A 26598-nucleotide genomic window follows, 5' to 3' on the forward strand; every position below is an offset into this window, starting at 1 on the left:
ATTGATGACATCAGCGGCTCAGGCGGCGCATGCGATCGGATGGCGTAATGATATCGGTAATACGTACGCCGTATTTGTCATTGACCACCACCACCTCCCCCTGAGCGATCAAATAACCGTTAATCAGGATATCCAGCGGTTCACCGGCGAGGCCATCCAGAGCGACCACTGACCCCTGAGTCAATCTTAATAGCTCTTTGATGGTCATTTTGGTTCGCCCTAACTCGACGGTCATTTTTACCGGGATATCCATAATCAGATCGATATCCTGTAACGTTCCGGCGCGCTCACTGCTTTCCAGCGTGTTGAAGATGCCATCAGACGATGCGCCTGCCGACTGTTCGTTCAGTGCGTCAGCCCACAGGTCGTCCGAAGCAATGTCATCGGACGGCTTTTTGCTGTCACTCATTTGGGCTGTTCCTCGTTTAGCGAATGTAAAATCGGGTTAATCAGATGCTCGACACGCAGGGCGTACTGACCGGTTAAGGTGCCATAATGGCTGGTCAATACCGGGACGCCATCCACATGCGCGATAATGCGATCGGGTTTGTCGATAGGAATAATATCCCCGGGTTTGAGTTCAAGAACGCGCGATAAGCGCATTGAAATCTCGGCAAAATTGGCGATCAATTCCAGCTCAGAATGCTGGACCTGATTTACCAATGTGTCACGCCAGTAATCATCCTCCTGACGTGAGTTTACCAGCGGCGGATTAACCAGCGTTTCGCGCAGCGGCTCAATCATCGAAAAGGGAATACAGATATTGAACTCTCCCATCAGATTGCCGATCTCAACCTGAAAGGTCGTATTAACCACGATATCGTTCGGCGAGGTGGTGATGTTGGTAAACTTCACCTGCATCTCTGAACGGACGTATTCGATATCCAGCGGATAGATAGGCTCCCACGCGTCGCGATAGCCTTCTAACGCCAGTTTCAGCATGCGACTAATCACCCGCTGCTCGGTATGGGTAAATTCACGTCCTTCCACCTTCGTCGGGAAGCGCCCGTCACCGCCAAAGAGATTATCAACCGCGACAAAAACCAGGCCAGGAGAGAACACCATCAGCGCAGTGCCGCGCAACGGTTTGAGATGGATCAGGTTAAGGTTGGTTGGTACCGGTAAATTGCGAGCGAACTCATGGTACGGCTGGATCTTAATGGCACCCACGGTAATATCCGGGCTGCGGCGCAACAGATTAAACAGGGCCATACGATAAGATCGCGCAAAGCGTTCATTGATCAGCTCCAGCGTTTGCAGGCGTTCACGTACCACACGCCGCTGGGTATTGGGATCGTAGGGGCGGATGCTATTGTCACGTGAGCCAGGAGGCTGTTCTTCCGCCACCCTGTCCGTGTCGCCGTTGAGCAGTGCGTCAATTTCAGCCTGTGTAAGAGTGCTATCGCCCATATCATCATCACCGCAAAATGAAGGCTGTGAACAGCACGTCGGTCACGACCTGAGAAGGTTGTCCAGGCACCAGCGGCGGTGCCAGTACCTCTTTGATTTGTTTAACCAGCGCCTGCTTACCCTGTTCATTGGCCAGCGATGCGGCATTCTGGCGTGATAACAACAGCAGTAGCCGACTACGCACTTCCGGTAAATAGTCGTTTAAACGCTGACGCGTTTCTTCGTTGGGCAGGCGCAGAGTAAAACCCACGTAAAGCACGCGATCGGGGTCGTTATCAGGATTGACCAGATTAACGGTGAACGTATCCAGGGCAAAAAATACCGGTGCCGGCGCTGGCTCACCCTTGTTAACATTTGCCGCTTTATTCGTGCTGCCGTGCATTAATTGCCAGACGGTATAACCTCCACTGACCAAGACGGCCAGTATTAATATCACTAGCACCGGCATCAGTTTTTTTCGTTTGCCGCCTTTGGCTTTCGCTTTATCAGTCATATTTACTATAACTTCCTGTGATTATTTCAAGGGCGGTGAATCACTCCGCAGCCTTATGGCTTCGCATCAGTGCAAATTATGCCGCGTCCTGCGCCAGACAATAGGCAGAAAAGACGCGGGTTTTACGGTTACCTTATGCGTTTGTCATTATCAGGCGAAAATATCAACAGCACCGACACCGCCCACGCGGCGTTGTATCGAGTCCGGTACCGCGATCACTGCCGTATCGCTGTCGCTATCCTTAGCCAGACTGAATGTATTTCCGCGACTATTGTTGCGCTGCTCCTGCTGACCGGTAAACGCCTGGCCCTGCTGAAATGCATCGCTGCTAACGTTACTTTGCCCCAGGCTAATTCCGCTTTCTGCCAGGGCATGTCGCAGATGAGGAATGGCGACCTCAAGCGCGGCACGAACCTGACTGTGACTTGATACCATGTTCAGATTAGCCTGGTCGTTATGCAGTTGCAGACTGATCTGGATGCTACCTAGATCCTCCGGGTGTAAATGGAGTTCCGCACTGTGCTGGCCGTTGCGACTGAACATCAACACTTGCTGCCCCAAATGATGTTGCCATTCCTGGCTGCCGAGCTGAGCACTGAGCTGGGCGGCAGGTGGCGCGGTAACCTGGGCGCTCTGAGTGGGCGTTTGCACCGCACTGGCAGTACTCATCACTGGATGACTTATCGTCGCATTCTGTAGAGAATTTGAGCTTTCTTTATCGGACGTTTTCATGTTGCTGAAAACCTGTTCAAACGTTGCGCTTTTCACCTCGCCACTCGGCACGGTGGCTGGCGTGGGTTTATCGGCAGCGGCTGACAAGCCGGCATTTGCGTTATTCGCGGTTTTTACTGCGCCCGTCTCGCTTTCATGACGATTAGCAGGGGAAAGCAGTGGGATGAGCGTTGCCGTTTTGCTGCTTTTTACGCCTGAGCCGGTGCCGTCGGTTAACTCGTTGACTTCGATTTTATCAGGCGCAGCAGGCAGCGGTGCGTGCTGCGGCAGCATAGCAAGCAGCGTTTGCAGTGCCTGCATCTCGTGATTATTCAGCGTGGATGGTGATGTATCTGCCTTCTGCCCGGTGGTTTTATCTTCGTCGATGTTGCCTCTTTTTTGCAGCAATGTGGTTAGCGCTTCGGAGGTATCTGGCGTCATCAGGAGCTTGTTAAGATCGGCGCTTATTGCCTCTTTAGCATCGGCAGCGGTCTGTGCGACATCCATGTTGACCGCCGTGGTTTTACTGACCGCGTTATGATGCTTAACCAGGGAAACCAGACGGTCACCGAGTATCTGCAAAAATGCCGGGGCGGAATGATGACCTTGCGGCGCACCATCGGGTGTCAGCAGCGCTTGATCTGCGGTCGCGGGATCGCTGCCGACCGCCGTGCTATTGGTAGTGCGACCACTGTGAGTGGTTATCACTGGCAGTGTAATCATTCGCTTTTCCTCAATGATGCCCGTTGGGCAAATTCATCCATCCGTTTCTGGTCTAGACGGTTCTCCTGTAACCGTTCATTGGCTACAGCGCGCGCTTGTAACGTCTGATAGGCATGTACGCGCTGTTGCTTATCGCGCCACCCTGCCAGCGCCCTCTCCAGGCGTGTATTCCACTGAATTAACTGGCCACGATGTTGCTCAATGGCTCTCTCCAGCGTCTTGATAAACTGATGGTAGTTGTACCAGCGATCGCTGGGCATACCGTTAACCATGCTGTCATTCAGCTGCAGGCGGTACTCATCCTGATAGCTAAGCAGCATAGTTAGCTGATCTTCTGCCTGCTGATGCCCACGACGGACGTCACCCAACTGCGTGACAGCCTTATCCAGCTCCTGCTGTGCCAGGTCGCAGAGGGTGGCTATGGTATTGTTGCTTAGCATCCTTCATCCCTCGTCAGTGTCACCCTCAGTCAAACAGTGCTGCAAGATGCTGAGCGGCATCATCGAAACTGCAGCGTTCAAAAATATCTTGTTGCAGGAAGCGCGCCATCTCCGGATAGAGTTTAATAGCCAGGTCGAGCTGCGGATCGCTGCCGGCAGCATAGGCACCGACGCTGACCAGATCATGATTGCGCTGATAGCTGGACAGCAGCTGTTTAAACTGCCGGACCTGGGCGTAGTGCTTTTCATCGATCAGATGAGTCATGACGCGGCTGATCGAGGCCTCTATATCAATGGCCGGATAATGACCCGACTCCGCCAGCCGTCGTGACAAGACGACGTGACCGTCGAGGATCGCCCGTGCAGAGTCGGCTATCGGATCCTGCTGGTCGTCACCCTCGGTCAGAACGGTATAAAACGCGGTAATCGACCCCCCGCCATTTGTGCCGTTACCTGCACGTTCAACCAGTGCTGGCAGCTTGGCAAATACCGAGGGGGGGTAACCCTTCGTTGCCGGAGGTTCGCCAACTGCCAGGGCAATTTCACGTTGCGCCATCGCGTATCGGGTGAGGGAATCCATTATCAGCAACACGTGCTGTCCACGATCGCGAAAATCCTCTGCCACACGCGTGGCATAAGCTGCCCCCTGCATACGCAGTAGGGGGGAAACGTCAGCAGGCGCGGCGATAACCACCGAGCGGGCGCGCCCTTCGCTGCCAAGAATGTTTTCGATAAAGTCTTTAACTTCACGGCCACGCTCGCCGATCAGCCCGACGACAATAACGTCGGCTTTGGTATAGCGTGCCATCATGCCGAGTAAAACGCTTTTACCCACGCCTGAACCCGCAAACAGGCCCATGCGCTGACCGCGACCCACGGTTAACAGTGCATTAATTGCCCGTACGCCGGTATCCAGAATGTCGGTGATAGGGGTGCGTTGAAGTGGGTTGAATGGTGGCGTGATCAGCGTTGCGCGGTAGCCAGTGTCGGGTGAGGGCAGATCATCAAGGGGGCGGCCGCTTCCATCGAGCACGCGGCCAAGCAGCTCAGGGCCGAGAGGCAGCTGCTTGCCGCTGTATGCATGATCGCTGCTAATACGAGCGTATACTCTGGCACCGGGAAGAATGCCTTCAACCTCTTCCAGTGGCATTAAAAAGAGTTTCTGGCCGTTAAAACCGACCACTTCGCTTTCAACGTCGCGGATGTTGTTACCGTTATCACGTTCAATGACGCAGGTAGCACCCAGCGGCAACTGTAACCCGGTGGCTTCCAGCACTAATCCGGTTGCGCGCGTCAGGCGCCCGTAGCGGCGTGCTGTCGGCAGCTGCGAAATGCGCTGTTCGAATGCGTCCAGGCTCTCTAACCAGTTCGAGAGGCGATGCGTCATCACAGCTCTCCCGGTGCCGCAAGGCGGCAGAGTTCATGCCAGCGGGTGGCGATGCTGGCATCAAGGTCGCCATCTTCCGCACTGACTTTGCAACCGCCGGGGTGAATGGCGGCGTCGGCCAGCAGGCGCCAGCCGTACAGGCCCAGGGTCGCGCCCAGGCTATTTTCCACCTGCTGGAAATCATCGGGATGAACCCGCAGTGTCGGCTTACCGCTGAGCACAGGCTCCTGCTGGATCATGTTTTGGATCTGGCGCAGCAGGGCGCTACCGTCTACATGAGGCGACTGACCGAGCACCTGGCGAGCGGCCTCCAGCGCCAGCTGCATCAGACGTGAAACGATGACGCTGTCCAGCGCCTCCAGCGTGTGATGAAATCCTGAAACCAGCTGCTGCATACGCGCCTGAAGCGGAGCCTGCTGTTGCTGTGCTTCGGCCAGTCCCTGTTGGTAACCGGCGTCATAGCCTGCCTGTTGGCCTTCGGCATAGCCTTTTTGCTGGCCTTCAGCGTAGCCAATACCCTGCGCTTCGCTGCGCACCTGCATCTGTATCTGCTCCAGGTCGCGCTGGCGTTGATTAATTTCAGCCAGCTGGCTCTCTTCCGCCGATTCGGGCAGTGACAACGGCTCAATCACCGGGCGGTCAAGCAACGACAAATCCTGCGGCTGCCAGCGTTTCCATGGCAGTAAGCTGTTATCAGACATAGGTCTCCTCGCCGCCACCAATGGCCATCTCACCACTTTCGGCCAGACGGCGAACAATAAGCAAAATAGCTTTCTGCTCACTCTCTACGGCTGACATGCGAACCGGGCCACGGTTGGCCAGATCGTCTCGCAGAATGTCTGCCGCGCGCTGTGACATATTGCGCAGGAATTTCTCGCGTAGCGGCTGATCGGCGCCTTTCAGGGCGATCAGCAGCGATTCTGACTCCACTTCCTGTAACAGGCGCTGAATGCTGCGATCGTCGACTTCCAGTAAATTTTCGAACAGGAACATTTCATCGATAATTTTCTGTGCCAGCTCGCCGTCGAAAGCGCGGACCGCGTCCATGACCGCTTCTTCCTGCTGACTCTTCATCAGATTGATAATTTCGGCGGCAGTACGAATACCCCCCATCTTTGCCCGCTTAAGGTTTTGACCGTCCAGCAGGTTGTTGAGCACTTCAGTCAGTTCTGCCAGCGCTGCCGGCTGCACACCACCAAAGGTGGCGATACGTAACATAACGTCGTGGCGCAGACGCTCATCGAACAGTGCCAGAATATCCGCTGCCTGGGCGCGCTTCAGATGTACCATGATGGTGGCAATGATCTGTGGATGTTCGTCGCGAATGAGGTCAGCGGCAGACTGCGGCTCCATGAAGTTGAGCGTTTCCATTCCGGAGGTGGTTTCCCGCGTCTCAAGAATATCTTCCAGCAGGCTGGAGGCGCGTTCTTCACCCAGCGCTTTAACCAGCACCGAGCGCAGATAGTCACCGGAGTTAACGCTCAGCGCGGCAAACTGTTCGGCATTCGCCTCAAATTCGCGTAGCACGTCGGTCAACTGTTTATGCGAAACCTGTGGCATATTAGAGATGGCTGAACTCAACTGCTGCACTTCACGTTGATTGAGGTGTTTAAATACCTCGGCGGCGCGATCTTCACCGATAGTCATGATCAGGACCGCACTTTTTTGGGTTCCGGTGAGACTCATTGTTCGTCCTTCATCCAGTTGCGGATAACCAACGCGACGACGCGCGGATCGTTCTCAGACATTTCTCGGATACGTTGGCTCATCATTTCAGCACTCATACGGTTTTGAGACTTACGTTCCTGATCCTGTTCATCTTTTGACAGTGACACGGTGACCGCATCATCTTCGGCCGCGTGCTGGCGCATGGCGATAACTTCAGCGGCTAAGCGCTCCTGCTCTGCTTTGCGGCGCAATTGCGGGCGAATCAGTTTGCGATACAGTATCCATGCCGCAATCACCACCAGTAACCAGCGCCCAATGCCCATAAGCTGGTCAATGAATGATTGCTGCTGCCAGAACGGCAGGTCTCCGCCCGTAGTATCAACCTGATTGAACGGCGAGTTCACCACGTTCAGACTATCACCGCGTGCAGCGGTATAACCCATAGCCTCACGGCTTAAATCCTCGATTTGCTTGAGTTGAGCACGGCTCAGTGCAACCGGTTTACCGGCAGCATCACTGTGATAATTCACTACGACGGCCACCGACAGGCGCTGGACGTCACCCACGTTTATCTTTGTATGACGGATCGTCCGGTCAAGTTCATAGTTAACGGTGTTATCTCGACGCGTATTTGACGGAGTACGGCTGTTAGCGTTGTTGGTGGTGGTCGTCGCGTTATTCGCTACGCCGTTGTTACCATTAGGATTCGCCTGGGCCTGGCCGTTTGTCGCCTTATTGTTCGGCGTAGTAATAGGCGCAGTATTTGCCGGTGGCGGCTGGTTTGTCAGTGCGCCCGGCACGCCGCCTGGATACTCTCCACCAATTTGCTCACTCTCTGAGGTCTGGCGGGAACGAATAGCCTGGCTATCCGGCGTATTATTCGGCTTGTACTGCTCATTGGTTTGCTCGCTGGTGTCGAAGTTAATCTGCGCGGTAACCTGGGCGTGAACGTTGCCGTTCCCCACCAGCGGAGAGAGAATATTTTCGATGCGTTGCTGATAGCGGGCTTCGACATCAGCGGTATATTTCAGCTGTGCGTCATTCAGGTCGCGCCCGGTAGGATCGGATTTAGTCAGCAGACGGCCTGTCTGATCCACCACCGTCACGTTACCCGGCGGCAGGCCGGCAACACTGCTGGAAACCATATGAACGACGGCTGAAATCTGACCATCATCCAGCGCTCGCCCCGGCTGCAGAGTCAGAGTCACTGATGCTGAGGGACTCTTTTGTTCACGCACAAACAGCGTGGGTTTTGGCATCGCGAGATGGACCCGCGCGCTTTTTACCGGGCCAAAGGTTTCGATAGTACGGGCCAACTCGCCTTCCAGTGCGCGCTGATAGTTGACCTGCTCACTAAACTGACTGATACCAAATTTTTCTTTATCCAGCAGTTCAAAGCCGACGCCACCGCCTTTAGGTAGCCCTTGTTGCGCCAGACGCATGCGCAGCTCCGGGACCTTATCGGCTGGCACCATAATTGCCCCGGTGTTTTCATCGAGATGATAAGGTACGTTCATCTGCGTCAGTTGGGTAACAATCGCGCCGCCATCTTCATTCGATAAATTATTATAAAGCACCCGAAAGTCTGGTTGGTTAGCCCAGAGCACCAGCGCGATAACCACAGCAACGGCAGCGGCGCTGGCAACCACGATTGGGAAACGTGGGTTAGCGCGCAGCTTTGCCAGAAGATCATTCAGACCTTTTTTCTCCGGCTTATCCTGTGTAGCAGTTGCATTCATTATTGCGCCCTGTCTGACAGCGGACCGAATTGATGGATGTAGTGTCGTAACAAAACTGACTCCCTGAACCGTTGGCTAAAGTGGTGTAACCCAACTTTGATAGCTGCCATTATTTTCAGAAAAGCCAAATTCGATGGCTTGATAAGCTGCGTTTTTTGCTTTTATTTAGCGTCTTTGCCTTATTGGCTTTGTGGTAGCGTTAACGGGAACTTAAAAGTGTGGTCAATCAGCGGGGTAAAATATGGCAATTCAGGGCATTCAAAGCGTACTGCAGCAGATGCAAACCAGTGCCTTGCAGGCTGCCGGTTCCAAAGACGAAAGCACGGTGCCGGGTTCCGATTTTTCTGGTCAGCTTAAACTGGCACTGGATAAAATCAGCAATATTCAGAGCACGGCGAAAATGCAGGCGCAGAATTTTGAAATGGGTAAGCCTGGTGTGGCGCTTAATGATGTCATGGTTAACATGCAGAAATCATCTATTGCGATGCAGATGGGAATCCAGGTGCGCAACAAACTGGTCAGCGCTTATAGCGACATGATGAATATGCAGGTTTAGGTGTGTATCTCTCCCATGAAATGAAGTCGATAAACAGTGAGATCATAGACGTTATGAAGGAAAATTCGCCCAGACAGTTTTATACCGGCGAGTGAACTCACGACATTCATTGTTCATTTACCGAGCCTGTGTGATGTCCATTAAATAACGCGTAAATGGGGTTTGGTGTCAGTTTAATATTGTCTTCTGATTGACTGATGTCAGGCCGATATATCGGCCTTTGCTGGCATAAGTGTTATCAGAAAAAACACACGGAGCCGATAGCGCGGCTCACTCCCGGTTGGCGAATTCAAAAAAGTTGATTAACAAACGCACCGGATGAAGTCTGAGAGGTAATCATTTCCACTGAATCTCCGCGAAGACCCTTTGCTGGATTCAGAACCATTGCTATTGAAGAGCTAATCTGCACCGGAGTTCATACAGTAAAATAGATTATTTTATGATTGTAACAATGTGCTTTTCTGCCGGGTCAATAAAGAAATCATTTAATGCTTAGCTGATTTTGACGGCAGAACTGTTCCCAGCTGATCCCCAGCGCAGCCGCATGTTCGCGCAGATAGCATTCAATAGCCTGAGCCGCCAGCGCCTTATCCGGCTCAGCCAGTTGAATCGCAAATAACATTCCGTCCAGTTTTTTTTCACGCACATACGCCGCCCAGGCGCGATCGGCTTGCAGCGTTTTTAACTGGCAAAGCGACATTCCCACATTTTCAGCGTCGCTGTCGTTGAGAGCATTTATTTCAGCGGCGAGTTGCGGGTAAGCCTGCAAGAATAACTGACGGGCAATGACATAATACTCTGCGGTGGTTTTCATAACGGCTCCTGGGTACGGGCCGTCAGTTTAGTGGAGCGTGCATCATAATGGAATTTCTATCCGTCGGTCTGGAGTGTCTGGGCCACAAAAGGAGCGACAAAGGTCAGCCTCACCATTTCAGAACGCTCAATAACCGGATGACGTCATGCTGTCGATGTGGCCAGTTTTACCTTCTATCAGAGCATTGAGCGTTTGCAGAGACGGACGTCGGTGTCGTTCATTGCCCATGAGACTTGCGCAATGGCCAGTAAGTATTTAACGTAGCGCCAGGTTAATAATGCGGGGACAGAATAATGAAAAACTGGATGATTGCTGGCTCGATGATAATGGTGCTGAGCGGATGCGCACAGCTAACAAACTACGCCAGTGCGGTGAAAACGCCACCACCTGCCGCGTTGGTCGGTAACTGGCAGACCTTCGGTCCGCAAAGCGGTTTAGTCAGTGACCGGGCGATGGGGAGTTTGATCATCGATTCACAGGGCAATACCCTTGATTGCCGCCAGTGGGAGCGTGTGATCGCTAAGCCCGGAAAGATTAGCCGCATAGAGGGTGAGCTGGTTAACGTTAACCAGCAGCTACGGGTAATGCCGTTACAGCTAAAAGGCGGCGAGTTGAATTACGACAGCCTGGTAATGCGTAAGGTAAGCAATCCAACGCCTGCATGTCAGCAAGCCTGGTTGAATGACAGAGCGCAAGCAGCAAAACGTAAATAATCTTCACTGGTTGATATCGCGGCTGCCGACACAAACGCATTTATTTCTGACGAAAAAATTAATGCAGCCTAAATATCGCGCGGCACCATTACCAGTCCGGAATTGCTGGCGTAGGTAGACATTAATGACTGCTGGCGGTTGGACTGATTAATCAGCTGGTTTAATTCGTCTTTCCGTTTTTCCAACAGCAGTGTTATCTCTCTTTCGTTATCCAGCAGTTGACGTAAAACTGGCCTGAGATTTTCAATACTTTTCGCTGATAGCGGAGAGTCCCGGGTGCAGCGCATCAGCGCTTCAACGGTGTTAACGTAGCTGATTTCAATATTAATCAGCTCGCTCCACTGGCCTTCCTTTACCAGGCGCAGCATTTGCTGACTAGAAGAGAGCAGCTGTTGATAGTTTTCCAGCAGGTGCGGTGTGATTGTCATTTATACGCCGTCCTGAATTGAGGCGCTAACGACGTTAACCTCTTTCCATGCGTCTGCGATACCGCGTAATAAGCCTTCAACTTCTTCCAGTGCGGCCACGTCATTGTGCAGGTTTGCCTGCAGTAAACGGCGCACCATGTAGGTGTATAGCCCTGTTAGATTGTCCGCCAGATCATCACCGCTATTCTGTGCCAGACCGAGCTTGAGACCGTTATCAATAATGTTGATGGCTTTTGAAATCGACAGCCCTTTACCCTCAAGATTGCCGTCCTGCATAAACAGGCGCGCACGCACCAGTGCGCTCAGTGTGCCATCAAATAACAGCGTGATAAGCTGAGGCTGACTGGCACTCATCACGGCACTTTCGACGCCGATTTTTTCATAGGCGTGCGTACCTTTTGCACTGTACATCAGATCCCCTTATTGTCAGGACTTTTTGGAGGAGGTGCCATTCATGATATCGAATTGTTGCGTCAGGTAATCGCTGGTGCTATTCAACGAACTCATTAATTTATCCAACTGTGTAAATTGAGTTTTATAGCGGGCGATAGTGTCATTAATCCGATTGTTGGTATCGTTATATTCCTGCGTAAGCTTCTTCAACGTGCTGTTGACGCCATTGGTGGCGGCGGTAAGAATGCCGCTGGTTGACATATAGCTGGTGAGCTTGGTACCGATGGTGGTTGTGATGCCGGTGTTTTTGCCGTCGCCAATCATCATCGCCTGTACGTCGCTGGCATTATTATTCAGCGCGCTGGAAAGCTTATCATTATCAATATTCAGCTTGCCGCTGGTCGGATCTGAGGTAATGCCAATCTGCGACAGCGTTTTGTAGCTGGAGGTGCTGGAGGCGTTTGTCAGCATGCTTTTCAGCTGAGTCTGAATGGTTCGCAAGGTACTGTCGCCTAACAGTGCACCGTTATTCGCGCTTTGCGAACTGGCGCCGGGATCCACTGCGGTGTATTGCGTCAGGCTGGAAAACGTGTCCTGTAGCGAGTTGTAGGCGTTTACCCAGTTGGTGATCGCGGTGGACGCTTTAGTCGTGTCTTTGGTGATGGTCAGCGTCTGATTACCGCTGGTGATGTCGTTCAGCGTCAGGCTAACGCCCTGTAGCGCGTCAGACAGGGTATTGCTGGCGCTGTCGATAGAGATGTTATTCACCGTCAGGCTGGCATTCTGTGCACCAACGGATTGTGTCAATCCTTTGGTCTCATCGGTATTACGGCCATCATAACCGATAAAGCTTTTCAGGGTATCATCGCCGCTGACGCTGATCGTCATGGCATTCGCACTGCCGGTATCGTTGGCGGTAATCGAGAGACGATAGCTGGCGTCACCCACTTTAATAATACTGGCGTTGATACCGGCTTTGGCATTGTTAATTGCGTCACGTACGCCGGTCAGCGTGGTGTTGCTGTCGCTCAGGCTGATATCAATAGGATCGTTACCGTTGGCCTGCTGAATGGTAATCGTGCGTGTACCGCTGGAGGTGGTGGTGCCAATATTATCGGTCAGGCTGTTTTTTGTTGCCGAGGTCAGTGATTGCGCCTGCGCCAGATGGTTAACGTTGATGGTGTATTTACCGGGGGTGGCATCGGCGCTGGTGGTTGCGCTAAATGCCGTGCTGCTGCTGTTGGCGGTGGTTGCACTGAACAGCGCAGCTGAACTGAGCGCGGTATTCGCCGTCTGGAATGACGTCAGCGCGCTTTTGAGCGTGCCGTACGCTGTTAACTTGGCCGTGTAAGTGGTCTGCTGATTGGTAATTGGCTTCAGCGCCCCTTTTTCCGCGGTAGTGATTTTATCCAGCAGCGTACTCAGGTCGAGACCAGAGCCGATACCTAAAGAAGAAAAACTAGCCATGGTTATCCTTTTTAATCCGTCAAGAGGAGTCAGTTCCGAGGTTATCGGCACCAATGGCAGTAAGTTTATCTTTTTTATTTATCGGACAATGAGAGGAAAAGCGCCTACAGGAAAGGGTATTTCGCGCGCTAAACATTTTTTGTAGCCGGCGAAAATAGTGCTAAAGGTTGTTTGACAGCAGACGATAACAGGTTTGACGGCGATGAAGCCGGCGGGCTGAAGCCCAAAACTAACCCCGACTGTTATATAGGAAGCTTAATTATGTCACAGGTTATTAATACCAACAGCCTCTCGCTGATCACACAGAACAACATGAATAAATCGCAGTCTGCCCTCAGCACCGCGATAGAGCGTCTCTCCTCTGGTCTGCGCATCAACAGTGCAAAAGATGATGCCGCCGGCCAGGCGATTGCTAACCGTTTCACCTCTAACATTCAAGGTCTGACTCAGGCAGCACGTAATGCTAACGATGGTATTTCGCTTGCACAGACGACAGAAGGCTCGCTGTCAGAAATCAATAACAATTTGCAGCGCATCCGTGAGCTGACCGTGCAGGCTCAGAACGGCACTAACAATCAGTCTGACCTGGACTCAATTCAGGATGAAATTACCTCTCGCCTGTCAGAAATCGATCGCGTATCGGGGCAGACTCAGTTCAACGGGGTGAAAGTGCTGTCAGCTGATAACACCATGAAAATTCAGGTTGGTGCCAACGATGGTGAAACGATCTCTATCGACCTGAAAGCCATCACCTCCAAGACGTTGGGCCTGACCGGCTTTAATGTTAACGGTGCGGGTTCTGTGGCTAACACTGCGGCAACTAAAGCTGATTTGACGGCCGCGGCAATCAGTACCAGTGGCAATGCCTACACCGTGTCTGCCGGGCTGAGTAAATCAACCGCTGCTGATGTACTGGGTAATCTGGCGAACAATGATACGGTTACCGCCACCATTTCTAATGGCTTTGCCTCCGGTGCAACCGGTGGTACTTACAAGTACAACTCGGCTAACAGCAACTTCACTTACGACGTTGCCACTTCTACGGCTGCTGAAGTTCAGTCTTATCTGGCACCGAAAGCCGGTGATACCTCCGCTCTGTCTGTGACCATCAACGGTTCTAAACAAGACGTGGTGTTGTCAAGCGATGGTAAACTGACGGCGGCTGATGACGGTGCGGTGCTGTACCTTGATACAACCGGTAATCTGACTAAAAATGGCTCTGGCTCACTGTCGCAGGCAACGCTGACTGGCCTGGCTAACAACCATAGCGACGCGTCCACGGCTGTTGCATCAACGATTACTAATGCGAATGGCACCAGCTTTGCTCTTGTGGGTAGTAGCGACGGCGGTACGACGGCGGGCAACATTGCTATTACTGGTGCTGTCATCAGTTCCTCCTCTCTGCAGTCCGCGGCCAAGGCGGCGGGCTTCTCTACGGCTACCTACACCGTCTCCAATGCTGGCGCAGTAAGCGTAACCTCAGGTGGCGCCCAGGTTTACACCAAGGCGGATAAAACCCTGACAACGGATAACACCACCACCTACTATCTGCAGGATGATGGTTCAGTGACTAACAACTCAGGCAAGGCAGTCTATAAAGATGCTTCTGGTGACCTGACGACGGCTGCAGCTACGACGTCAGCAGCCACGGCGGATCCACTGGCCTCGCTGGACTCTGCTATCAGCAGTATTGACAAGTTCCGTTCAAGTCTGGGTGCGATTCAAAACCGACTGGATTCCGCCATCACTAACCTGAACAATACCACCACCAACCTGTCGGCTGCTCAGTCGCGTATTCAGGATGCTGACTACGCAACAGAGGTGTCTAACATGTCCAAAGCGCAAATTCTGCAGCAGGCGGGTAACTCTGTACTGGCAAAAGCCAATCAGGTTCCTCAGCAGGTTCTGTCTCTGTTGCAGGGCTAATAGCGCAGCGCGTAAAGAGGCACGATCAAACTCAAACCCCGCTCCGGCGGGGTTTTTTATGCCAGTCTAACGGTGAAAATAGTGCTGACAAGTTGGCATACTTTTGCCATTGGTCGCATAAATACGCGCTAAGCTGTTGGTAACTGGACCGGATAGCGGTTATGCCTACCACGCACTGTACTGACAGGGAAGAGCATGAATAAAGTGACCATCAATCAGCCGCAGTTTGCGCTGCGTTTTCAATGTATTGGCAGCGCATGTCTGGACCACTGCTGCAAAGAGTGGAAGATTACTTTTGACAGAACCACGGTTAACCGTTATCTGAAAAGCCCTCAGATTGAAATCAAAACCATTGCCGCCAGCGCAATGGAAATTACCAAAACCAATCCACATAACTGGGCAACAATGACCCTTAATGCCAACAGTTCATGCGCCTTTATGGATGACTCCGCGCTGTGCATGGTGCAAAAAAAACTCGGCGTCGAGGCGCTGGGTAACACCTGTGCCACCTATCCGCGTTCTAAGTCATTGTTTAAAGATGAAGAAAATAACAGTCTGGTGCTCTCCTGCCCGGAAGCGACACGACTATTACTGACCGCACCGGATGCCATGCTGTTGCACACTGAAGTGCGCCGTAATTTGCTACTGAATGACCGGCAGCCAGTAAATCCGTTGAAAAAACTGATTAACGTTATGGCGATGAATCTGGTTAAAGTCAGCGGTAACGAAGTTGAGCAGGGACTCTATGCGTTGACAATGCTCATGCTGGTCGCGCAGAAACAGACGGATGTACACGCATCCGGATCGCTGGAGAGCGCATTTTTTAACTTGCTAAATGGACTGGAAAGCGGCCAGGTCAGGCAGCAACTAGAAAAAATAGCCCCAGATTATCAGCTACAGTGGTCACTGTTATTACGCCTGCAAGTTTATCTGGATAATTGTGCCGCTACGCGCGCATTGGGGCGCCTGAGATTTTATGTGAAGCGGCTGCTGCATATTCAGACCAATGCTATTAGCAGCAATCAGGTGGATGGTAGTATTGAGCGGCTGAATGCAGCCTGGAATAACCGTGTTAAACCCTGGCTGGCTGAGCGCCCGCATCTGATGAGTAACTATCTGCAGTATCGAATTTTCACCGATAACTTCCCTGGTTATCAGGCCGAAATATCGCTGAAGCCGCTTTATCTGCTGACGGCTGAATGGTATCTGATCAAATCGCTGATGGCGGCGACTGCTGAGCTGTACGGCGAAATGAGCGAAGAAGACGTTATCGCTATTATCTACAGCTTTCATTCCGTCACCAAACACAACGCGCATTTCGTTGCGGCCTTTGAGGGTGAAATCGATAAAGTTAAAGTCAACGATGATTTATCGCTGCTCTATCTGTTGAAATAATCTCTCCGCTTATTTATTACACCCATAGTTATCGGACGCGTGCCGGATAATAAACATCCCGGCCACTATCAGCCAACTCCTTGCGCAATTCATCAATACCACTTGCTTACAGTTTTAGCGCCTTCTGCCGATAATTCGTTCAGAACGGTTTGTTGGATGGTGACCATGCGCTTTAATTTTGACTTAATATCGGGGGAGTGGCTGAGCTTCGACGACATTGCTCAGCGTTATGCCTTAAAATTTCCTGCCGACAAAGCGCTGACAGCGCGGGGGTTGCTGAGCCCTTCAACGACCAATAAAAGCTGGATTATCCGTGCGGTCTTTGCGCGTCAGCAGGTTAACGGACCGCTCGTCGATCTGCTGTTTATCTGTGGCGATGATGAACGCAAAAAGTATCTTCAACGGTTTGAGCACGCCATGGCGAATCAGCAGGCTTTCTACTATTTTCGCCGCGATTTGGCGCTGGAAAATAAGAGCCGATGGCAGGTGATTGGCGAGGTGAAAGTCTGTGCAATGCTCGATCCCGCTTCGCCAATGGCACAAAATCTGATGACTCGCCGGGGCTATACGCTTTCCCTGATGCGCCGCGATTGCGATAAAGAGTTATGGCAACTGTTCGATTCCCAGTCACAAGCCTGTTTTGCAAATACGCTGGCGCTGCAATTTATCGTGGTGTTGAGCGGCGAGCGGCTAATGCAAAACGGCGGTGTCTATCCGGGGACACAAGTGGGCACACGGGTGAAAAAATACCTGTTGGCTCGCGCTGACAATGCCGATTTCCAGCGGGCGGTCAAAGCGCGCTATGGTGCCTGCGTTATCACCGGCACCTTACTGACCGGGGAGTACAGCTGGCCGTGGGTCGAAGCGTGTCACATCGACGTCAGCGAAAACGAACAGGGCGTCATCGCTGATAATAGCGTCGACAACGGCCTGTTTTTACGCAGTGATTTACAGCGATTATACAGCAGCCAGCGTTTGAGCATTGACGGCGACACGGGCGAGGTACATTTGCGTCAGTTGCTGCAGGAGGATCGAACCTTACTGCCGTTTTACCAGGCGCTCGATGGCCAGGTTTGCGTGCTCTGGTCGCAGGTTCCTGCCGCAACCAGAGTGCGATTGAGTCGTAAGTCACGCCAGTGACCGCCGGGCTATGACGGTGTTACCCCGATGTAACAAATCAGAAATAACCTGCCTTTGCCTCTTTATTCTGCCAATCAAAACTGCCTGCTGAATCAGATAATGAAGCTGATAACTTAACTAACGCAGGGTAGTCAGAGTGAACGATCTCTATACCGCCGAAGGCGTCATGGACAAACATTCGCTATGGCAGCGGTATGTACCGCTGGTGCGACACGAAGCGCTGCGCTTGCAGGTTCGCCTGCCGGCCAGCGTCGAACTGGACGATTTGTTACAGGCCGGAGGTATTGGATTGCTGAATGCCGTCGAACGTTTCGATGCGTTACAGGGTACCGCTTTTACAACTTATGCCGTGCAGCGCATTCGGGGTGCGATGCTTGACGAGCTTCGAAGCCGGGACTGGGCGCCACGTAGCGTACGGCGCAACGCTCGTGAGGTAGCGAGTGCCATGCACAGGGTTGAACAGTCGCTGGGACGGGCCGCTACCGAGCAGGAAGTGGCGGCACAGCTTGACGTATCACTTGACGAGTACCGACAGATTTTACTGGATACCAATAACAGCCAGCTGTTTTCGTACGACGAATATTACGAAGAGCATGGCGATGGTGTTGAGCTGTTAACCGACGGTCATGAAGAGGCCAATCCTCTTCACCAGTTGATGAAAGGGGATTTACGTGAACGCGTCATCCTGGCGATTGAGGCGCTGCCTGAGCGCGAAAAGTTGGTGCTGACACTGTATTACCAGGAAGAATTGAATCTCAAAGAGATCGGTGCCGTGCTGGAGGTAGGGGAATCCCGGGTTAGCCAGCTTCACAGTCAGGCGATTAAACGCTTGCGTGCCAGATTGACGGGGGCGCGCTAAAAAATTGTTTATGCACATCAACGCTTTTGGAGGCTCCCGGATGAGACACCAAACAAAAATGAGACCGCTCAGCCGTTATCTCAAAGATTATAAGCATGAGCACACTAATTGTTCGCATTGTCGCAAGGTGCTGGATCGTATGGCGCTGGTCTTTCGTGGTCAGATAATTACCAAAGAAGCTATCGCCGGCATGGATCAGATGATCGACGACAAAGTCTGGCTGGTGTTACAAACCGAACTGACGGCCTTATGCCGGTTTTGCAGCGATATCTACTGTAATAGCCACCCGGCTTACTTTGATATCATGGCTTTCAAGCAATATTTGTTCGAACAAACCTCAATGAGCCACAGTACTATCCGCGAGTATGTGGTTCGCCTGCGTCGCCTTGACGAATTGCTTCAGGCGAAAAATTATCCGGCAGAAAATTTGCGTGAGGGGAGCTGGCATGAATGCCTGGAAAACCAGCTACCGGGTGCCGGTAACAATAATTATCGTATCGCGCTACGCAAATATGACCAGTTTTTAGGGTGGCAAACCGATCATATGTAATAGGTAAGGATTTATCCGGTTAAATCTGTAAGGATAGGTTAATCATTAACGATGACCGGAGGTTGTGATGCCCTTACACAGGCTGGATGATTACCCGCGGCTGGCGCTGCTCGGTGCGCCAACACCGCTTGAGTATCTGCCGCGTTTTTCTGACTATCTTGGCCGGGATATCTATATAAAACGTGACGATGTCACGCCGGTTGCAATGGGGGGTAATAAACTGCGCAAACTGGAGTACCTGGCTGCTGACGCTCTGCGACAGGGGGCAGACGTCCTGGTTACCGCCGGAGCGATTCAGTCAAATCACGTACGGCAAACCGCTGCCGTTGCGGCAAAACTGGGTCTAAAGTGCCTGGCACTGCTGGAAAACCCTATTAATACCCACGCTGAAAACTACCTGTCAAACGGCAACAGGCTATTATCTCAACTTTTTGACTGTGAAATAGTGCCCGTTGAGGCCTTAGACGATCAGACCACTCAGTTGGCAGAACAAGCTACCCGGTTAGAAGCACAAGGCTTTCGCCCTTATGTTGTGCCGGTTGGCGGTTCAAATGCACTGGGAGCGATGGGGTATGCCGCCTGCGTGCGGGAGATCGCGTTGCAAAGTGAAGATAACGTCGATTTTGCCGCATTAGTGGTGGCGTCAGGTAGCGCCGGAACGCAAGCCGGTCTGGGTGTTGGCATGGCGCAGCTGATGCCGCAAACCCAGCTTGTGGGCGTTACCGTTTCGCAACGCGCCGCACAGCAACAGACCAAAGTTGATACGTTGCAGCGTGAGCTGGCACAGATGCTGGATCTCAACGGTGATATTCCGGTTACGCTGTGGGATGACTATTTTGCTCCGCAGTACGGAATGCCCAATGAGGAGGGGAACAACGCGATTGCCGTGCTGGCCCGGCTTGAAGGTATTCTGCTTGATCCGGTGTATACCGGTAAAGCAATGGCTGGTTTAATTGACGGGATCTCGCGGCAGCGCTTCAGACGTGACGGGCCGATTGTTTTTGTTCACACGGGCGGTGCTCCGGCGTTATTTGCTTATCATCCAACGGTATAAGCAATTATTGCGTTGATGTTTATAATCAACGCACGGGCTACGGTGGTTATATGGCCCTAAAGTCCTCCGCCGTCTCGCGGCGGGCATAACAGGATTTACAGGTAAAATAATCACTATAACGGAGCGTTTATGGTTTTTTCTTTTGTTCGCCGCCCGCTGGTGCTGGGGGCGGCCGCTGTCGCCCTGATGGTCGGGATCGCTGTCAGTGCTCAGGCCGCCGATGAGAACTTACTTCAGCAGGTAAAATCACGTGACAGTTTGCGGGTGGGGTTAGAAGGCACTTATCCGCCGTTTAGCTTCCAGGATGAAAACGGCAAGCTAACCGGCTTTGAAGTCGAGTTTGCACAGGCGCTGGCTAACCAGCTTGGCGTAAAAGCCAGTCTTAAACCTACCCGCTGGGATGGCATGCTGGCGGCCCTCGACTCCGGGCGTTTAGACGTAGTGATTAATCAGGTCTCCCTCTCCGACGAGCGTAAAAAGAAATATGACTTCTCAACCCCTTATACTGTTTCTGGCATCCAGGCACTGGTGCGCAAAGACAAAGCCGGCTCGGTGACGAAGCCCGAAGATCTTGCGGGAAAAAAAGTTGGCGTAGGTCTCGGCACCAATTATGAGCAGTGGCTAAGAAAAAACGTTAAAGGCGTTGATATTCGCACCTACGACGACGACCCGACGAAGTACCAGGATCTGCGTGCTGGCCGTATTGATGTCATTCTCATTGATCGCCTGGCTGCGCTCGACCTGGTGAAGAAAACCGGCCATACCCTCTCGGTGGACGGCCCGGCGTTTTCACGGCTGGAGACGGGCGTAGCACTGCGCAAAGGCAATCCACAGCTTCTTGAGGCAATCAACAACGCCATTACCGCTATGCAGAAAGATGGCGAGCTGAGCAGGCTGTCACAGAAATGGTTCGGTGCGGACGTGACGAAATAATGCAGGAAAGTATTCAACTGGTGCTTGATTCCGCCCCATTCTTACTGAAAGGGGCGGTATTTACCCTTGAGCTGAGCATCGGGGGGATGTTTTTTGGCCTGATGCTTGGCTTAATACTGGCTTTGATGCGTCTGTCGCCGCTGTTAGCGCTGCGCCTGCTGGCGCGTTTTTACGTCTCCGTGTTTCGGGGCACGCCATTGATTGCCCAGCTGTTTATGATCTACTACGGCCTACCGCAGTTTGGCATTGAGCTGGACCCAGTCCCGTCGGCAATGATCGGCCTGTCGCTCAATACCGCCGCCTATGCATCAGAATCGCTGCGCGGTGCCATCACCGCCATCGATCGTGGTCAGTGGGAGGCCGCCGCCAGCATCGGGATGAGCCGCTGGCAAACGCTGTACCGGGTGATTTTGCCGCAGGCTGCCCGTACTGCGCTGCCTCCACTCGGTAACAGCTTCATCAGTCTGGTAAAGGATACGTCACTTGCTGCCACGATCCAGGTTCCGGAACTGTTCCGTCAGGCACAGCTCATTACCTCGCGTACGCTGGAGGTGTTTACTATGTATCTGGCCGCCTCGCTGATTTATTGGGTGATGGCGACGGTGCTTTCTGCGTTACAGACCCGGCTGGAGAACTCTGTCAACCGTCAGGACAGGGAGGCCAGATGAGCGCGATCAGCGTTAATAACCTTGTTAAACAGTTTCAAGGACAAACGGTACTGCGTGGTATCGATCTGCAGGTTGATCCCGGCGAAGTAGTGGCAATCATTGGGCCGAGCGGTTCAGGTAAAACCACGCTGCTACGCAGTATCAATCTGCTGGAGGCGCCAGACCGCGGCATTATCACGGTAGGCGATATCAGCGTAGACGCTGCCAGACCGCTGGCAAAACAAAAACAGCAGATCCGTGCGCTGCGCCAGCAGATAGGCTTTGTGTTTCAAAACTTTAATTTATTTCCGCATCGTTCGGTGCTGGAGAATATTATTGAAGGGCCGGTTATTGTAAAAGGGGAGCCGAAAGTTGAAGCCACGGCGCGAGCGTTTCGGCTGCTGCAAAAAGTGGGGCTGGAAGGCAAGGAAAACAGCTATCCGCGCCGCCTTTCTGGCGGCCAGCAACAGCGGGTCGCCATTGCCAGAGCGCTGGCTATGCGTCCGGAGATTATTCTTTTTGACGAACCCACCTCGGCGCTTGATCCTGAGCTGGTTGGCGAGGTTCTGGCGACCATCCGCGCGCTGGCTCAGGAGAAGCGAACCATGGTCATCGTCACCCATGAAATGCGCTTTGCCCGCGATGTTGCCGACCGCGCCATTTTCATGGACCAGGGACAAATCGTTGAACAAGGGACGGCGCGCGAATTATTTACTCAGCCGCAGCAGGCCAGAACCCGTCAGTTTCTCGATAAATTTCTTAACCCCTGAACGGGATACCGTTTTTTTAGCAATAGTGGCGATGTGATCATCCTGATATCTTTTGACGTGTTGAGAGAGCAGGTTGTTTGTCCGTGGGCTGTGGCGGGCGGTTAAGCGCGCCTGAAAACGTGTGAGACAGGGCGCCGCAGCGCCCTGATAGGATCAACAAATAGTCATCAAACTGGCGTTGCCGCCGGCTGCAGCGGTATTAACGCTCAGCGAGCGCTCAAGCAGCAGCCGCTCAAGCAGCAGGTTGGTTTCTCCGTGAGAAAAGCCCTGCACCGAAACAATCGCCCCCGGGCGCTCCGCAACCGCCTGGCAGACGGCACGCAATTGATCGGCGTCTCCGTGATAAATCACACCGTCAAACTCAGTCTCATCGCTTAGCGGTGATGGCATACAGTCGATGCGCGCCTGTACCACGTTGGGTAGCGCATTTAACCACTGGCGATGACGTTCATCATCGACCCAAAGTGCGCGGCTGCCGACACTGGTTACCGCGGCCAGCTGTACCAGTGCATCCGCCTCATTTTCTGCCATACACAGGATGCGCTGACGCGGCAGCAGCGACAGTGTATTACGTTCACCGGTCGGACCGGCGAGCAACCGGGTGGTTCCGCCCTGAGCCTGCTGAGCAAACTGCAGGCAAACCGTCTGTAATGCCGGGCGATCCGCTGCCCAATCGGTGAGCGCCCGATGTGGAGCCTGAAGCAGATGACGCTGGCTGATATCGGGCAGGTCGTCACCCTCCTGGCGGGTGAGGGTGGTGAGCAGCGCCTGTGGTGGGCGGTTTGCCAGCAGTCGGTACAGATAAAGCGGCCCACCGGCTTTCGGCCCGGTGCCTGACAGCCCCTCGCCGCCAAAAGGCTGTACGCCGACTACCGCACCCACGATGTTGCGGTTCACATACAGGTTACCGACGCGCGCACCGCTGACCACCCGGGCGATGGTTTCGTCGATACGGGTATGAACGCCGCAGGTCAGACCGTAGCCAGCGGCGTTAATCTGCTCAAGCAGATCGGGCAGCTGATGGCGGTTAAAGCGGACCACATGCAGCACCGGTCCGAAGATCTCTCTGTCCAGCTCTGCGACGTCGTTAAGCTCAATCAGCGTTGGCGGCACAAAATAGCCCTGCGCCGTTTCCTGATGGTCCTGGCGATTATCCAGCACGGCCTGATAAACCCGACGGCCTTTGGCGCGCATTTGCTGAATGTGCCGATCGATGCCAGCTTTCGCGTCGTCGTCAATCACCGGACCGATATCGATAGCGAGTCGCTCCGGGTTGCCCATCCGGCATTCAGCCATCGCGCCACGCAGCATTTGCAGCGTATGCTCAGCGACATCCTCCTGAATACACAATAGACGTAACGCCGAGCAGCGCTGGCCGGCGCTGTCAAAAGCAGAGGCAACAATATCTACGACGACCTGCTCGCTCAGCGCCGAGGAGTCAACAATCATTGCGTTCAGGCCACCGGTTTCGGCAATAAACGGCGTCGGGCGGCCCTGAGGATCGAGACGCCCGGCCAGCGTACGTTGCAACAGGGTGGCAACCGCGGTCGATCCGGTAAACATCACGCCGCGCACGCGATCGTCGCCGCTAAGCTGCGCGCCGACCGTCTCACCGTCGCCGGGCAGGAGTTGCAGTGCGCCAATCGGTACGCCGGCTTCCAGTAAAATACGAACGCCCTGTGCGGCAATCAGCGGCGTTTGCTCTGCGGGTTTGGCTAACACACTGTTACCGGCGGCCAGCGCGGCGGCAATCTGACCGGTGAAGATTGCCAGTGGGAAGTTCCAGGGGCTGATGCAGACGACCGGGCCAAGTGGCCGGTGCGTTTCGTTGGCAAAATCTTGTTTAACCTGATCGGCGTAATAGCGCAAAAAATCCACGGCTTCGCGTACTTCTGCAATGGCGTTGGCGTAGGTTTTACCCGCCTCACGGATCAGCAGGCCGATGAGCTGCTGCATCTGATCTTCCATCAGCATTGCCGCTCGCTCAAGGATGGCCCCGCGTTCTTCTGGGGGCGTGGCGAACCAGACCGGGCCGTGATCGACCGCGGCCTGCAGCGCCAGGTTGACATCCTGTTCGCTGGCGTTCGCCACCTGGCCAACCTTATCCTGTCGGTTTGCCGGATTAATGACCCATTGCAACGCTTCAGGCTGCGCGATGCCCGCCACAACCGGGGCGGCTTGCCAGTTAAGCGTTGCCCTACTGAGCAGGGCGCTGGAGAGAGAGGCAAGACGGTGCTCGTTGGCTAAATCCAGCCCGGCGGAGTTGACCCGATCATGGCCGTACAGTTCGCGTGGCAGTGGAATTTTGGGATGCGGCATGCCGACGATCCCTTCATGACGCGCCAGTTCGTCAATTTGCTGCGCCGGATCGGCAACCAGCACCTCCAGCGGCAAGGTGCTGTCGGCAATACGGTTGACGAATGAGGTGTTAGCGCCGTTTTCAAGCAGGCGGCGTACAAGATAAGCAAGTAGCGTTTCATGCGTGCCGACCGGGGCATAGATGCGGCAGGGGCGATTGAGTTTGCCGTCCGACACTTTGCCGACTACCTGTTGGTACAACGGCTCCCCCATACCGTGCAGGCACTGGAATTCATACTGACCAGGATAGTAATTATTGCCCGCCAGCTGATAAATAGCGGCCAGGGTATGGGCATTATGGGTGGCAAACTGCGGATAGATAAGATTTGGCACGGCCAGCAGCTTTTTAGCACAGGCAAGGTAGGCGATGTCGGTATACACTTTTCGGCTGTACACCGGGTAGCCCTCCAGCCCCTCAACCTGGGCGCGTTTTATTTCGCTGTCCCAGTAAGCGCCTTTAACCAGGCGGATCATCAGCCGGCGGCGACTGCGCTGCGCCAGGTCAATCAGGTAATCGATGGTATAGGGACAGCGTTTTTGATAGGCCTGAATCACGAAGCCGATGCCGTTCCAGTCCTGTAATTCTGCATCGAAACAAAGCTTTTCCAGTAAGTCCAGCGACAGTTCAAGGCGGTCGGCCTCTTCGGCATCGATATTAATGCCAATATCATAGCTGCGTGCCAGCATCGTCAGCGACTTTAGTGACGGGTAGAGCTCATTGATGACCCGTTCATACTGCGCCCGGCAATAGCGAGGATGCAGCGCGGAAAGCTTGATAGAGATGCCCGGACCTTCATAGATCCCGCGCCCGTTTGACGCTTTGCCGATGGCGTGTATTGCCTGCTGGTAGGAGAGCAGATAGGCGTTGGCATCAGCGGCAGTCAATGCGGCTTCGCCTAGCATGTCATAAGAGTAGCTGAAGCCTTTTGCCTCCAGCTTACGGGCGTTAGCCAGCGCCTCGGCAATGGTTTCACCGGTGACGAACTGCTCACCCATCAGGCGCATCGCCATATCGACACCTTTGCGGACCAGCGGTTCGCCGCTTTTACCAATGATACGATTCAGCGAGCCGGAGAGGCTGGCCTCGTTATGGGTTGAAACCAGACGACCGGTAAACAGCAGTCCCCATGTGGCGGCATTAACGAACAGTGACGGACTGCGCCCCAGATGCGACTGCCAGTTGCCGGTGCTGATTTTATCGCGGATGAGAGCATCGCGCGTAGGCTTGTCCGGAATGCGTAGCAGGGCTTCGGCGAGACACATCAGCGCAACACCCTCCTGCGAAGAGAGTGAAAACTCCTGAAGCAGGCTTTGCACCATGCCGGCGCGACCGCTGGCGGTTTTCTGATTACGCAGCGTCCCGGCCAGTTTGCGGGCAAGCTGATCCGTTTTGTCCGTCATGTCATCACTCAGACGCCCCTGTTCCAGCATCAGAGGAATGATCTCGGTTTCCGGACGACGCCAGTTGGCGGTAATGGCCGCACGTGCCACCGATTGTGGCAGAATTTGCTCAGCGAAATCGAGAAACGGCTGAACGCTCTCTTCCTGAATAGGCGGTTCGTTTTCCTGTTGGATGCCGCCATCGGCTTCAGGTTCAGGCTGTTCGCGGGGTTCTAACTGTTCGAGATAGTTAAATATTGCCTGCTTGATCAGCCAGTGGGGGGTGCGGTCAATCTCTTTCGCCGCCTGCTTAATACGCTCGCGTGTTTCGTCGTCCAGCTTGACACCCATCGTGGTACTGCCCATGCCGGTAACTCCTGTTATGGTGATAATCATTTGTTACAATGCAATATCAATCAAGTTGCAACTTAGTGCAACCTATCTGATGTGACGGCAACGACAATATTTTCTCTCACGCAGAACGCGGAAAGACTTTATATATTTAACTATATGAAAATAAATATAAATATCTAATTTAGGGTGCTTTTACTTAGCTAAAGGAACCTGTGATAAGGTGCAACCTTTTTTAATTTGCCAACCCTTTTTATTCGGTATGTTGTGAAAATTGTGTTAACCATTGTTCC

Annotated in this window: 25 protein-coding genes; 11 read left to right on the forward strand and 14 right to left on the reverse strand. The window is 53.3% G+C overall.

Annotated elements, in window-relative coordinates:
* Window positions 1-10: 10 nt before the first annotated feature.
* From fliN to fliF, 9 genes are all read right to left on the reverse strand, one after another.
* Complete coding sequence (gene fliN / locus BM191_RS14415; protein ID WP_092879354.1) at window positions 11-409, reverse strand: flagellar motor switch protein FliN; 399 nt, start codon at window positions 407-409, stop codon at window positions 11-13.
* Window positions 406-1410: a flagellar motor switch protein FliM gene (gene fliM, locus BM191_RS14420; RefSeq protein ID WP_092879355.1), complete on the reverse strand. Its 1005-nt coding sequence runs from the start codon at window positions 1408-1410 to the stop codon at window positions 406-408. The genes fliN and fliM overlap by 4 nt, the downstream gene beginning before the upstream one ends.
* Window positions 1411-1417: 7 nt before the next feature.
* Window positions 1418-1903: a flagellar basal body-associated protein FliL gene (fliL, locus tag BM191_RS14425; protein WP_092879356.1), complete on the reverse strand. Its 486-nt coding sequence runs from the start codon at window positions 1901-1903 to the stop codon at window positions 1418-1420.
* Window positions 1904-2053: 150 nt separating this feature from the next.
* Window positions 2054-3337 (reverse strand): flagellar hook-length control protein FliK, encoded by a 1284-nt coding sequence (locus BM191_RS14430; RefSeq protein ID WP_092879357.1) that lies wholly within the window; start codon window positions 3335-3337, stop codon window positions 2054-2056.
* On the reverse strand, window positions 3334-3777 hold the full coding sequence (fliJ, locus tag BM191_RS14435; RefSeq protein WP_092879358.1) for a flagellar export protein FliJ: 444 nt from the start codon (window positions 3775-3777) through the stop codon (window positions 3334-3336). Before fliJ ends, BM191_RS14430 begins: the two co-directional genes overlap by 4 nt.
* 25 nt (window positions 3778-3802) lie before the next feature.
* The gene (gene fliI, locus BM191_RS14440) at window positions 3803-5164 is read right to left on the reverse strand and encodes a flagellar protein export ATPase FliI (protein ID WP_092879359.1); all 1362 of its coding nucleotides are present in this window, start codon (window positions 5162-5164) and stop codon (window positions 3803-3805) included.
* On the reverse strand, window positions 5164-5865 hold the full coding sequence (gene fliH / locus BM191_RS14445; RefSeq protein WP_092879360.1) for a flagellar assembly protein FliH: 702 nt from the start codon (window positions 5863-5865) through the stop codon (window positions 5164-5166). Before fliH ends, fliI begins: the two co-directional genes overlap by 1 nt.
* Window positions 5858-6850, reverse strand: coding sequence for a flagellar motor switch protein FliG (fliG, locus tag BM191_RS14450; RefSeq protein WP_092879362.1), 993 nt, complete (start codon window positions 6848-6850; stop codon window positions 5858-5860). The genes fliH and fliG overlap by 8 nt, the downstream gene beginning before the upstream one ends.
* A complete protein-coding gene (gene fliF, locus BM191_RS14455) occupies window positions 6847-8571 on the reverse strand; it encodes a flagellar basal-body MS-ring/collar protein FliF (RefSeq protein ID WP_092879363.1) in 1725 nt (574 codons plus the stop codon). Before fliF ends, fliG begins: the two co-directional genes overlap by 4 nt.
* 241 nt (window positions 8572-8812) lie before the next feature.
* Here fliF and fliE point away from each other — a divergent pair, with 241 nt between their 5' ends.
* Complete coding sequence (fliE, locus tag BM191_RS14460) at window positions 8813-9127, forward strand: flagellar hook-basal body complex protein FliE (RefSeq protein WP_092879364.1); 315 nt, start codon at window positions 8813-8815, stop codon at window positions 9125-9127.
* A 481-nt stretch (window positions 9128-9608) separates the two neighbouring features.
* Here fliE and BM191_RS14465 read toward each other — a convergent pair whose 3' ends face one another.
* Window positions 9609-9941, reverse strand: a complete 333-nt coding sequence (locus BM191_RS14465; RefSeq protein WP_092879370.1) for a DUF6388 family protein — start codon at window positions 9939-9941, stop codon at window positions 9609-9611.
* Window positions 9942-10234: 293 nt separating this feature from the next.
* Here BM191_RS14465 and yedD point away from each other — a divergent pair, with 293 nt between their 5' ends.
* Window positions 10235-10654 carry a lipoprotein YedD gene (gene yedD / locus BM191_RS14470; protein WP_092879371.1) on the forward strand — a complete coding sequence of 140 codons (420 nt, stop codon included), beginning with the start codon at window positions 10235-10237 and terminating at the stop codon, window positions 10652-10654.
* Window positions 10655-10722: 68 nt separating this feature from the next.
* Here the strand turns inward: yedD and fliT are convergent, their stop codons facing one another.
* Genes fliT through fliD form a run of 3 tightly spaced genes read right to left on the reverse strand, consistent with a single transcriptional unit; the run spans window position 10723 to window position 12942 of the window.
* Window positions 10723-11082 (reverse strand): flagellar protein FliT, encoded by a 360-nt coding sequence (gene fliT / locus BM191_RS14475; RefSeq protein WP_092879372.1) that lies wholly within the window; start codon window positions 11080-11082, stop codon window positions 10723-10725.
* A complete protein-coding gene (gene fliS / locus BM191_RS14480) occupies window positions 11083-11493 on the reverse strand; it encodes a flagellar export chaperone FliS (RefSeq protein ID WP_092879373.1) in 411 nt (136 codons plus the stop codon). It lies immediately after the preceding gene.
* A 15-nt stretch (window positions 11494-11508) separates the two neighbouring features.
* Window positions 11509-12942 (reverse strand): flagellar filament capping protein FliD, encoded by a 1434-nt coding sequence (fliD, locus tag BM191_RS14485; RefSeq protein WP_092879374.1) that lies wholly within the window; start codon window positions 12940-12942, stop codon window positions 11509-11511.
* Window positions 12943-13203: 261 nt separating this feature from the next.
* Between fliD and BM191_RS14490 the strand changes: the two genes are divergently transcribed.
* The 9 genes from BM191_RS14490 to tcyN all read left to right on the forward strand — a co-directional run bounded on the left by BM191_RS14490 (window position 13204) and on the right by tcyN (window position 22216).
* Window positions 13204-14868 (forward strand): FliC/FljB family flagellin, encoded by a 1665-nt coding sequence (locus tag BM191_RS14490; protein WP_092879420.1) that lies wholly within the window; start codon window positions 13204-13206, stop codon window positions 14866-14868.
* A 195-nt stretch (window positions 14869-15063) separates the two neighbouring features.
* Window positions 15064-16263: a flagellin lysine-N-methylase gene (gene fliB / locus BM191_RS14495; RefSeq protein WP_092879375.1), complete on the forward strand. Its 1200-nt coding sequence runs from the start codon at window positions 15064-15066 to the stop codon at window positions 16261-16263.
* A gap of 165 nt (window positions 16264-16428) precedes the next feature.
* Window positions 16429-17403, forward strand: a complete 975-nt coding sequence (locus BM191_RS14500) for an HNH endonuclease signature motif containing protein (protein WP_092879421.1) — start codon at window positions 16429-16431, stop codon at window positions 17401-17403.
* A gap of 136 nt (window positions 17404-17539) precedes the next feature.
* Complete coding sequence (locus tag BM191_RS14505; RefSeq protein WP_092879376.1) at window positions 17540-18262, forward strand: RNA polymerase sigma factor FliA; 723 nt, start codon at window positions 17540-17542, stop codon at window positions 18260-18262.
* Between the two features lie 40 nt (window positions 18263-18302).
* The gene (gene fliZ / locus BM191_RS14510; RefSeq protein WP_092879378.1) at window positions 18303-18812 is read left to right on the forward strand and encodes a flagella biosynthesis regulatory protein FliZ; all 510 of its coding nucleotides are present in this window, start codon (window positions 18303-18305) and stop codon (window positions 18810-18812) included.
* Window positions 18813-18879: 67 nt separating this feature from the next.
* The gene (locus BM191_RS14515) at window positions 18880-19866 is read left to right on the forward strand and encodes a D-cysteine desulfhydrase (RefSeq protein WP_092879379.1); all 987 of its coding nucleotides are present in this window, start codon (window positions 18880-18882) and stop codon (window positions 19864-19866) included.
* Between the two features lie 129 nt (window positions 19867-19995).
* A complete protein-coding gene (gene tcyJ / locus BM191_RS14520; protein WP_092879381.1) occupies window positions 19996-20799 on the forward strand; it encodes a cystine ABC transporter substrate-binding protein in 804 nt (267 codons plus the stop codon).
* Window positions 20799-21467, forward strand: coding sequence for a cystine ABC transporter permease (gene tcyL / locus BM191_RS14525; RefSeq protein WP_092879384.1), 669 nt, complete (start codon window positions 20799-20801; stop codon window positions 21465-21467). Before tcyJ ends, tcyL begins: the two co-directional genes overlap by 1 nt.
* On the forward strand, window positions 21464-22216 hold the full coding sequence (gene tcyN, locus BM191_RS14530; protein WP_092879402.1) for an L-cystine ABC transporter ATP-binding protein TcyN: 753 nt from the start codon (window positions 21464-21466) through the stop codon (window positions 22214-22216). The genes tcyL and tcyN overlap by 4 nt, the downstream gene beginning before the upstream one ends.
* 153 nt (window positions 22217-22369) lie before the next feature.
* Here the strand turns inward: tcyN and putA are convergent, their stop codons facing one another.
* Window positions 22370-26320: a trifunctional transcriptional regulator/proline dehydrogenase/L-glutamate gamma-semialdehyde dehydrogenase gene (putA, locus tag BM191_RS14535; RefSeq protein ID WP_092879403.1), complete on the reverse strand. Its 3951-nt coding sequence runs from the start codon at window positions 26318-26320 to the stop codon at window positions 22370-22372.
* Window positions 26321-26598: the final 278 nt, after the last annotated feature.

The organism is Izhakiella capsodis, assembly GCF_900115045.1.
GTDB classification, from domain to species: domain Bacteria; phylum Pseudomonadota; class Gammaproteobacteria; order Enterobacterales; family Enterobacteriaceae; genus Izhakiella; species Izhakiella capsodis.

Excerpts from the sequence above, each read along its gene's own strand:
- fliN (WP_092879354.1), bottom strand. The coding sequence starts at position 409 with ATGAGTGACAGCAAAAAGCCGTCCGATGACATTGCTTCGGACGACCTG.
- fliM (WP_092879355.1), bottom strand. The coding sequence starts at position 1,410 with ATGGGCGATAGCACTCTTACACAGGCTGAAATTGACGCACTGCTCAAC.
- fliL (WP_092879356.1), bottom strand. The coding sequence starts at position 1,903 with ATGACTGATAAAGCGAAAGCCAAAGGCGGCAAACGAAAAAAACTGATG.
- BM191_RS14430 (WP_092879357.1), bottom strand. The coding sequence starts at position 3,337 with ATGATTACACTGCCAGTGATAACCACTCACAGTGGTCGCACTACCAAT.
- fliJ (WP_092879358.1), bottom strand. The coding sequence starts at position 3,777 with ATGCTAAGCAACAATACCATAGCCACCCTCTGCGACCTGGCACAGCAG.
- fliI (WP_092879359.1), bottom strand. The coding sequence starts at position 5,164 with ATGACGCATCGCCTCTCGAACTGGTTAGAGAGCCTGGACGCATTCGAA.
- fliH (WP_092879360.1), bottom strand. The coding sequence starts at position 5,865 with ATGTCTGATAACAGCTTACTGCCATGGAAACGCTGGCAGCCGCAGGAT.
- fliG (WP_092879362.1), bottom strand. The coding sequence starts at position 6,850 with ATGAGTCTCACCGGAACCCAAAAAAGTGCGGTCCTGATCATGACTATC.
- fliF (WP_092879363.1), bottom strand. The coding sequence starts at position 8,571 with ATGAATGCAACTGCTACACAGGATAAGCCGGAGAAAAAAGGTCTGAAT.
- fliE (WP_092879364.1), top strand. The coding sequence starts at position 8,813 with ATGGCAATTCAGGGCATTCAAAGCGTACTGCAGCAGATGCAAACCAGT.
- BM191_RS14465 (WP_092879370.1), bottom strand. The coding sequence starts at position 9,941 with ATGAAAACCACCGCAGAGTATTATGTCATTGCCCGTCAGTTATTCTTG.
- yedD (WP_092879371.1), top strand. The coding sequence starts at position 10,235 with ATGAAAAACTGGATGATTGCTGGCTCGATGATAATGGTGCTGAGCGGA.
- fliT (WP_092879372.1), bottom strand. The coding sequence starts at position 11,082 with ATGACAATCACACCGCACCTGCTGGAAAACTATCAACAGCTGCTCTCT.
- fliS (WP_092879373.1), bottom strand. The coding sequence starts at position 11,493 with ATGTACAGTGCAAAAGGTACGCACGCCTATGAAAAAATCGGCGTCGAA.
- fliD (WP_092879374.1), bottom strand. The coding sequence starts at position 12,942 with ATGGCTAGTTTTTCTTCTTTAGGTATCGGCTCTGGTCTCGACCTGAGT.
- BM191_RS14490 (WP_092879420.1), top strand. The coding sequence starts at position 13,204 with ATGTCACAGGTTATTAATACCAACAGCCTCTCGCTGATCACACAGAAC.
- fliB (WP_092879375.1), top strand. The coding sequence starts at position 15,064 with ATGAATAAAGTGACCATCAATCAGCCGCAGTTTGCGCTGCGTTTTCAA.
- BM191_RS14500 (WP_092879421.1), top strand. The coding sequence starts at position 16,429 with ATGCGCTTTAATTTTGACTTAATATCGGGGGAGTGGCTGAGCTTCGAC.
- fliZ (WP_092879378.1), top strand. The coding sequence starts at position 18,303 with ATGAGACACCAAACAAAAATGAGACCGCTCAGCCGTTATCTCAAAGAT.
- BM191_RS14515 (WP_092879379.1), top strand. The coding sequence starts at position 18,880 with ATGCCCTTACACAGGCTGGATGATTACCCGCGGCTGGCGCTGCTCGGT.
- tcyJ (WP_092879381.1), top strand. The coding sequence starts at position 19,996 with ATGGTTTTTTCTTTTGTTCGCCGCCCGCTGGTGCTGGGGGCGGCCGCT.
- tcyL (WP_092879384.1), top strand. The coding sequence starts at position 20,799 with ATGCAGGAAAGTATTCAACTGGTGCTTGATTCCGCCCCATTCTTACTG.
- tcyN (WP_092879402.1), top strand. The coding sequence starts at position 21,464 with ATGAGCGCGATCAGCGTTAATAACCTTGTTAAACAGTTTCAAGGACAA.
- putA (WP_092879403.1), bottom strand. The coding sequence starts at position 26,320 with ATGGGCAGTACCACGATGGGTGTCAAGCTGGACGACGAAACACGCGAG.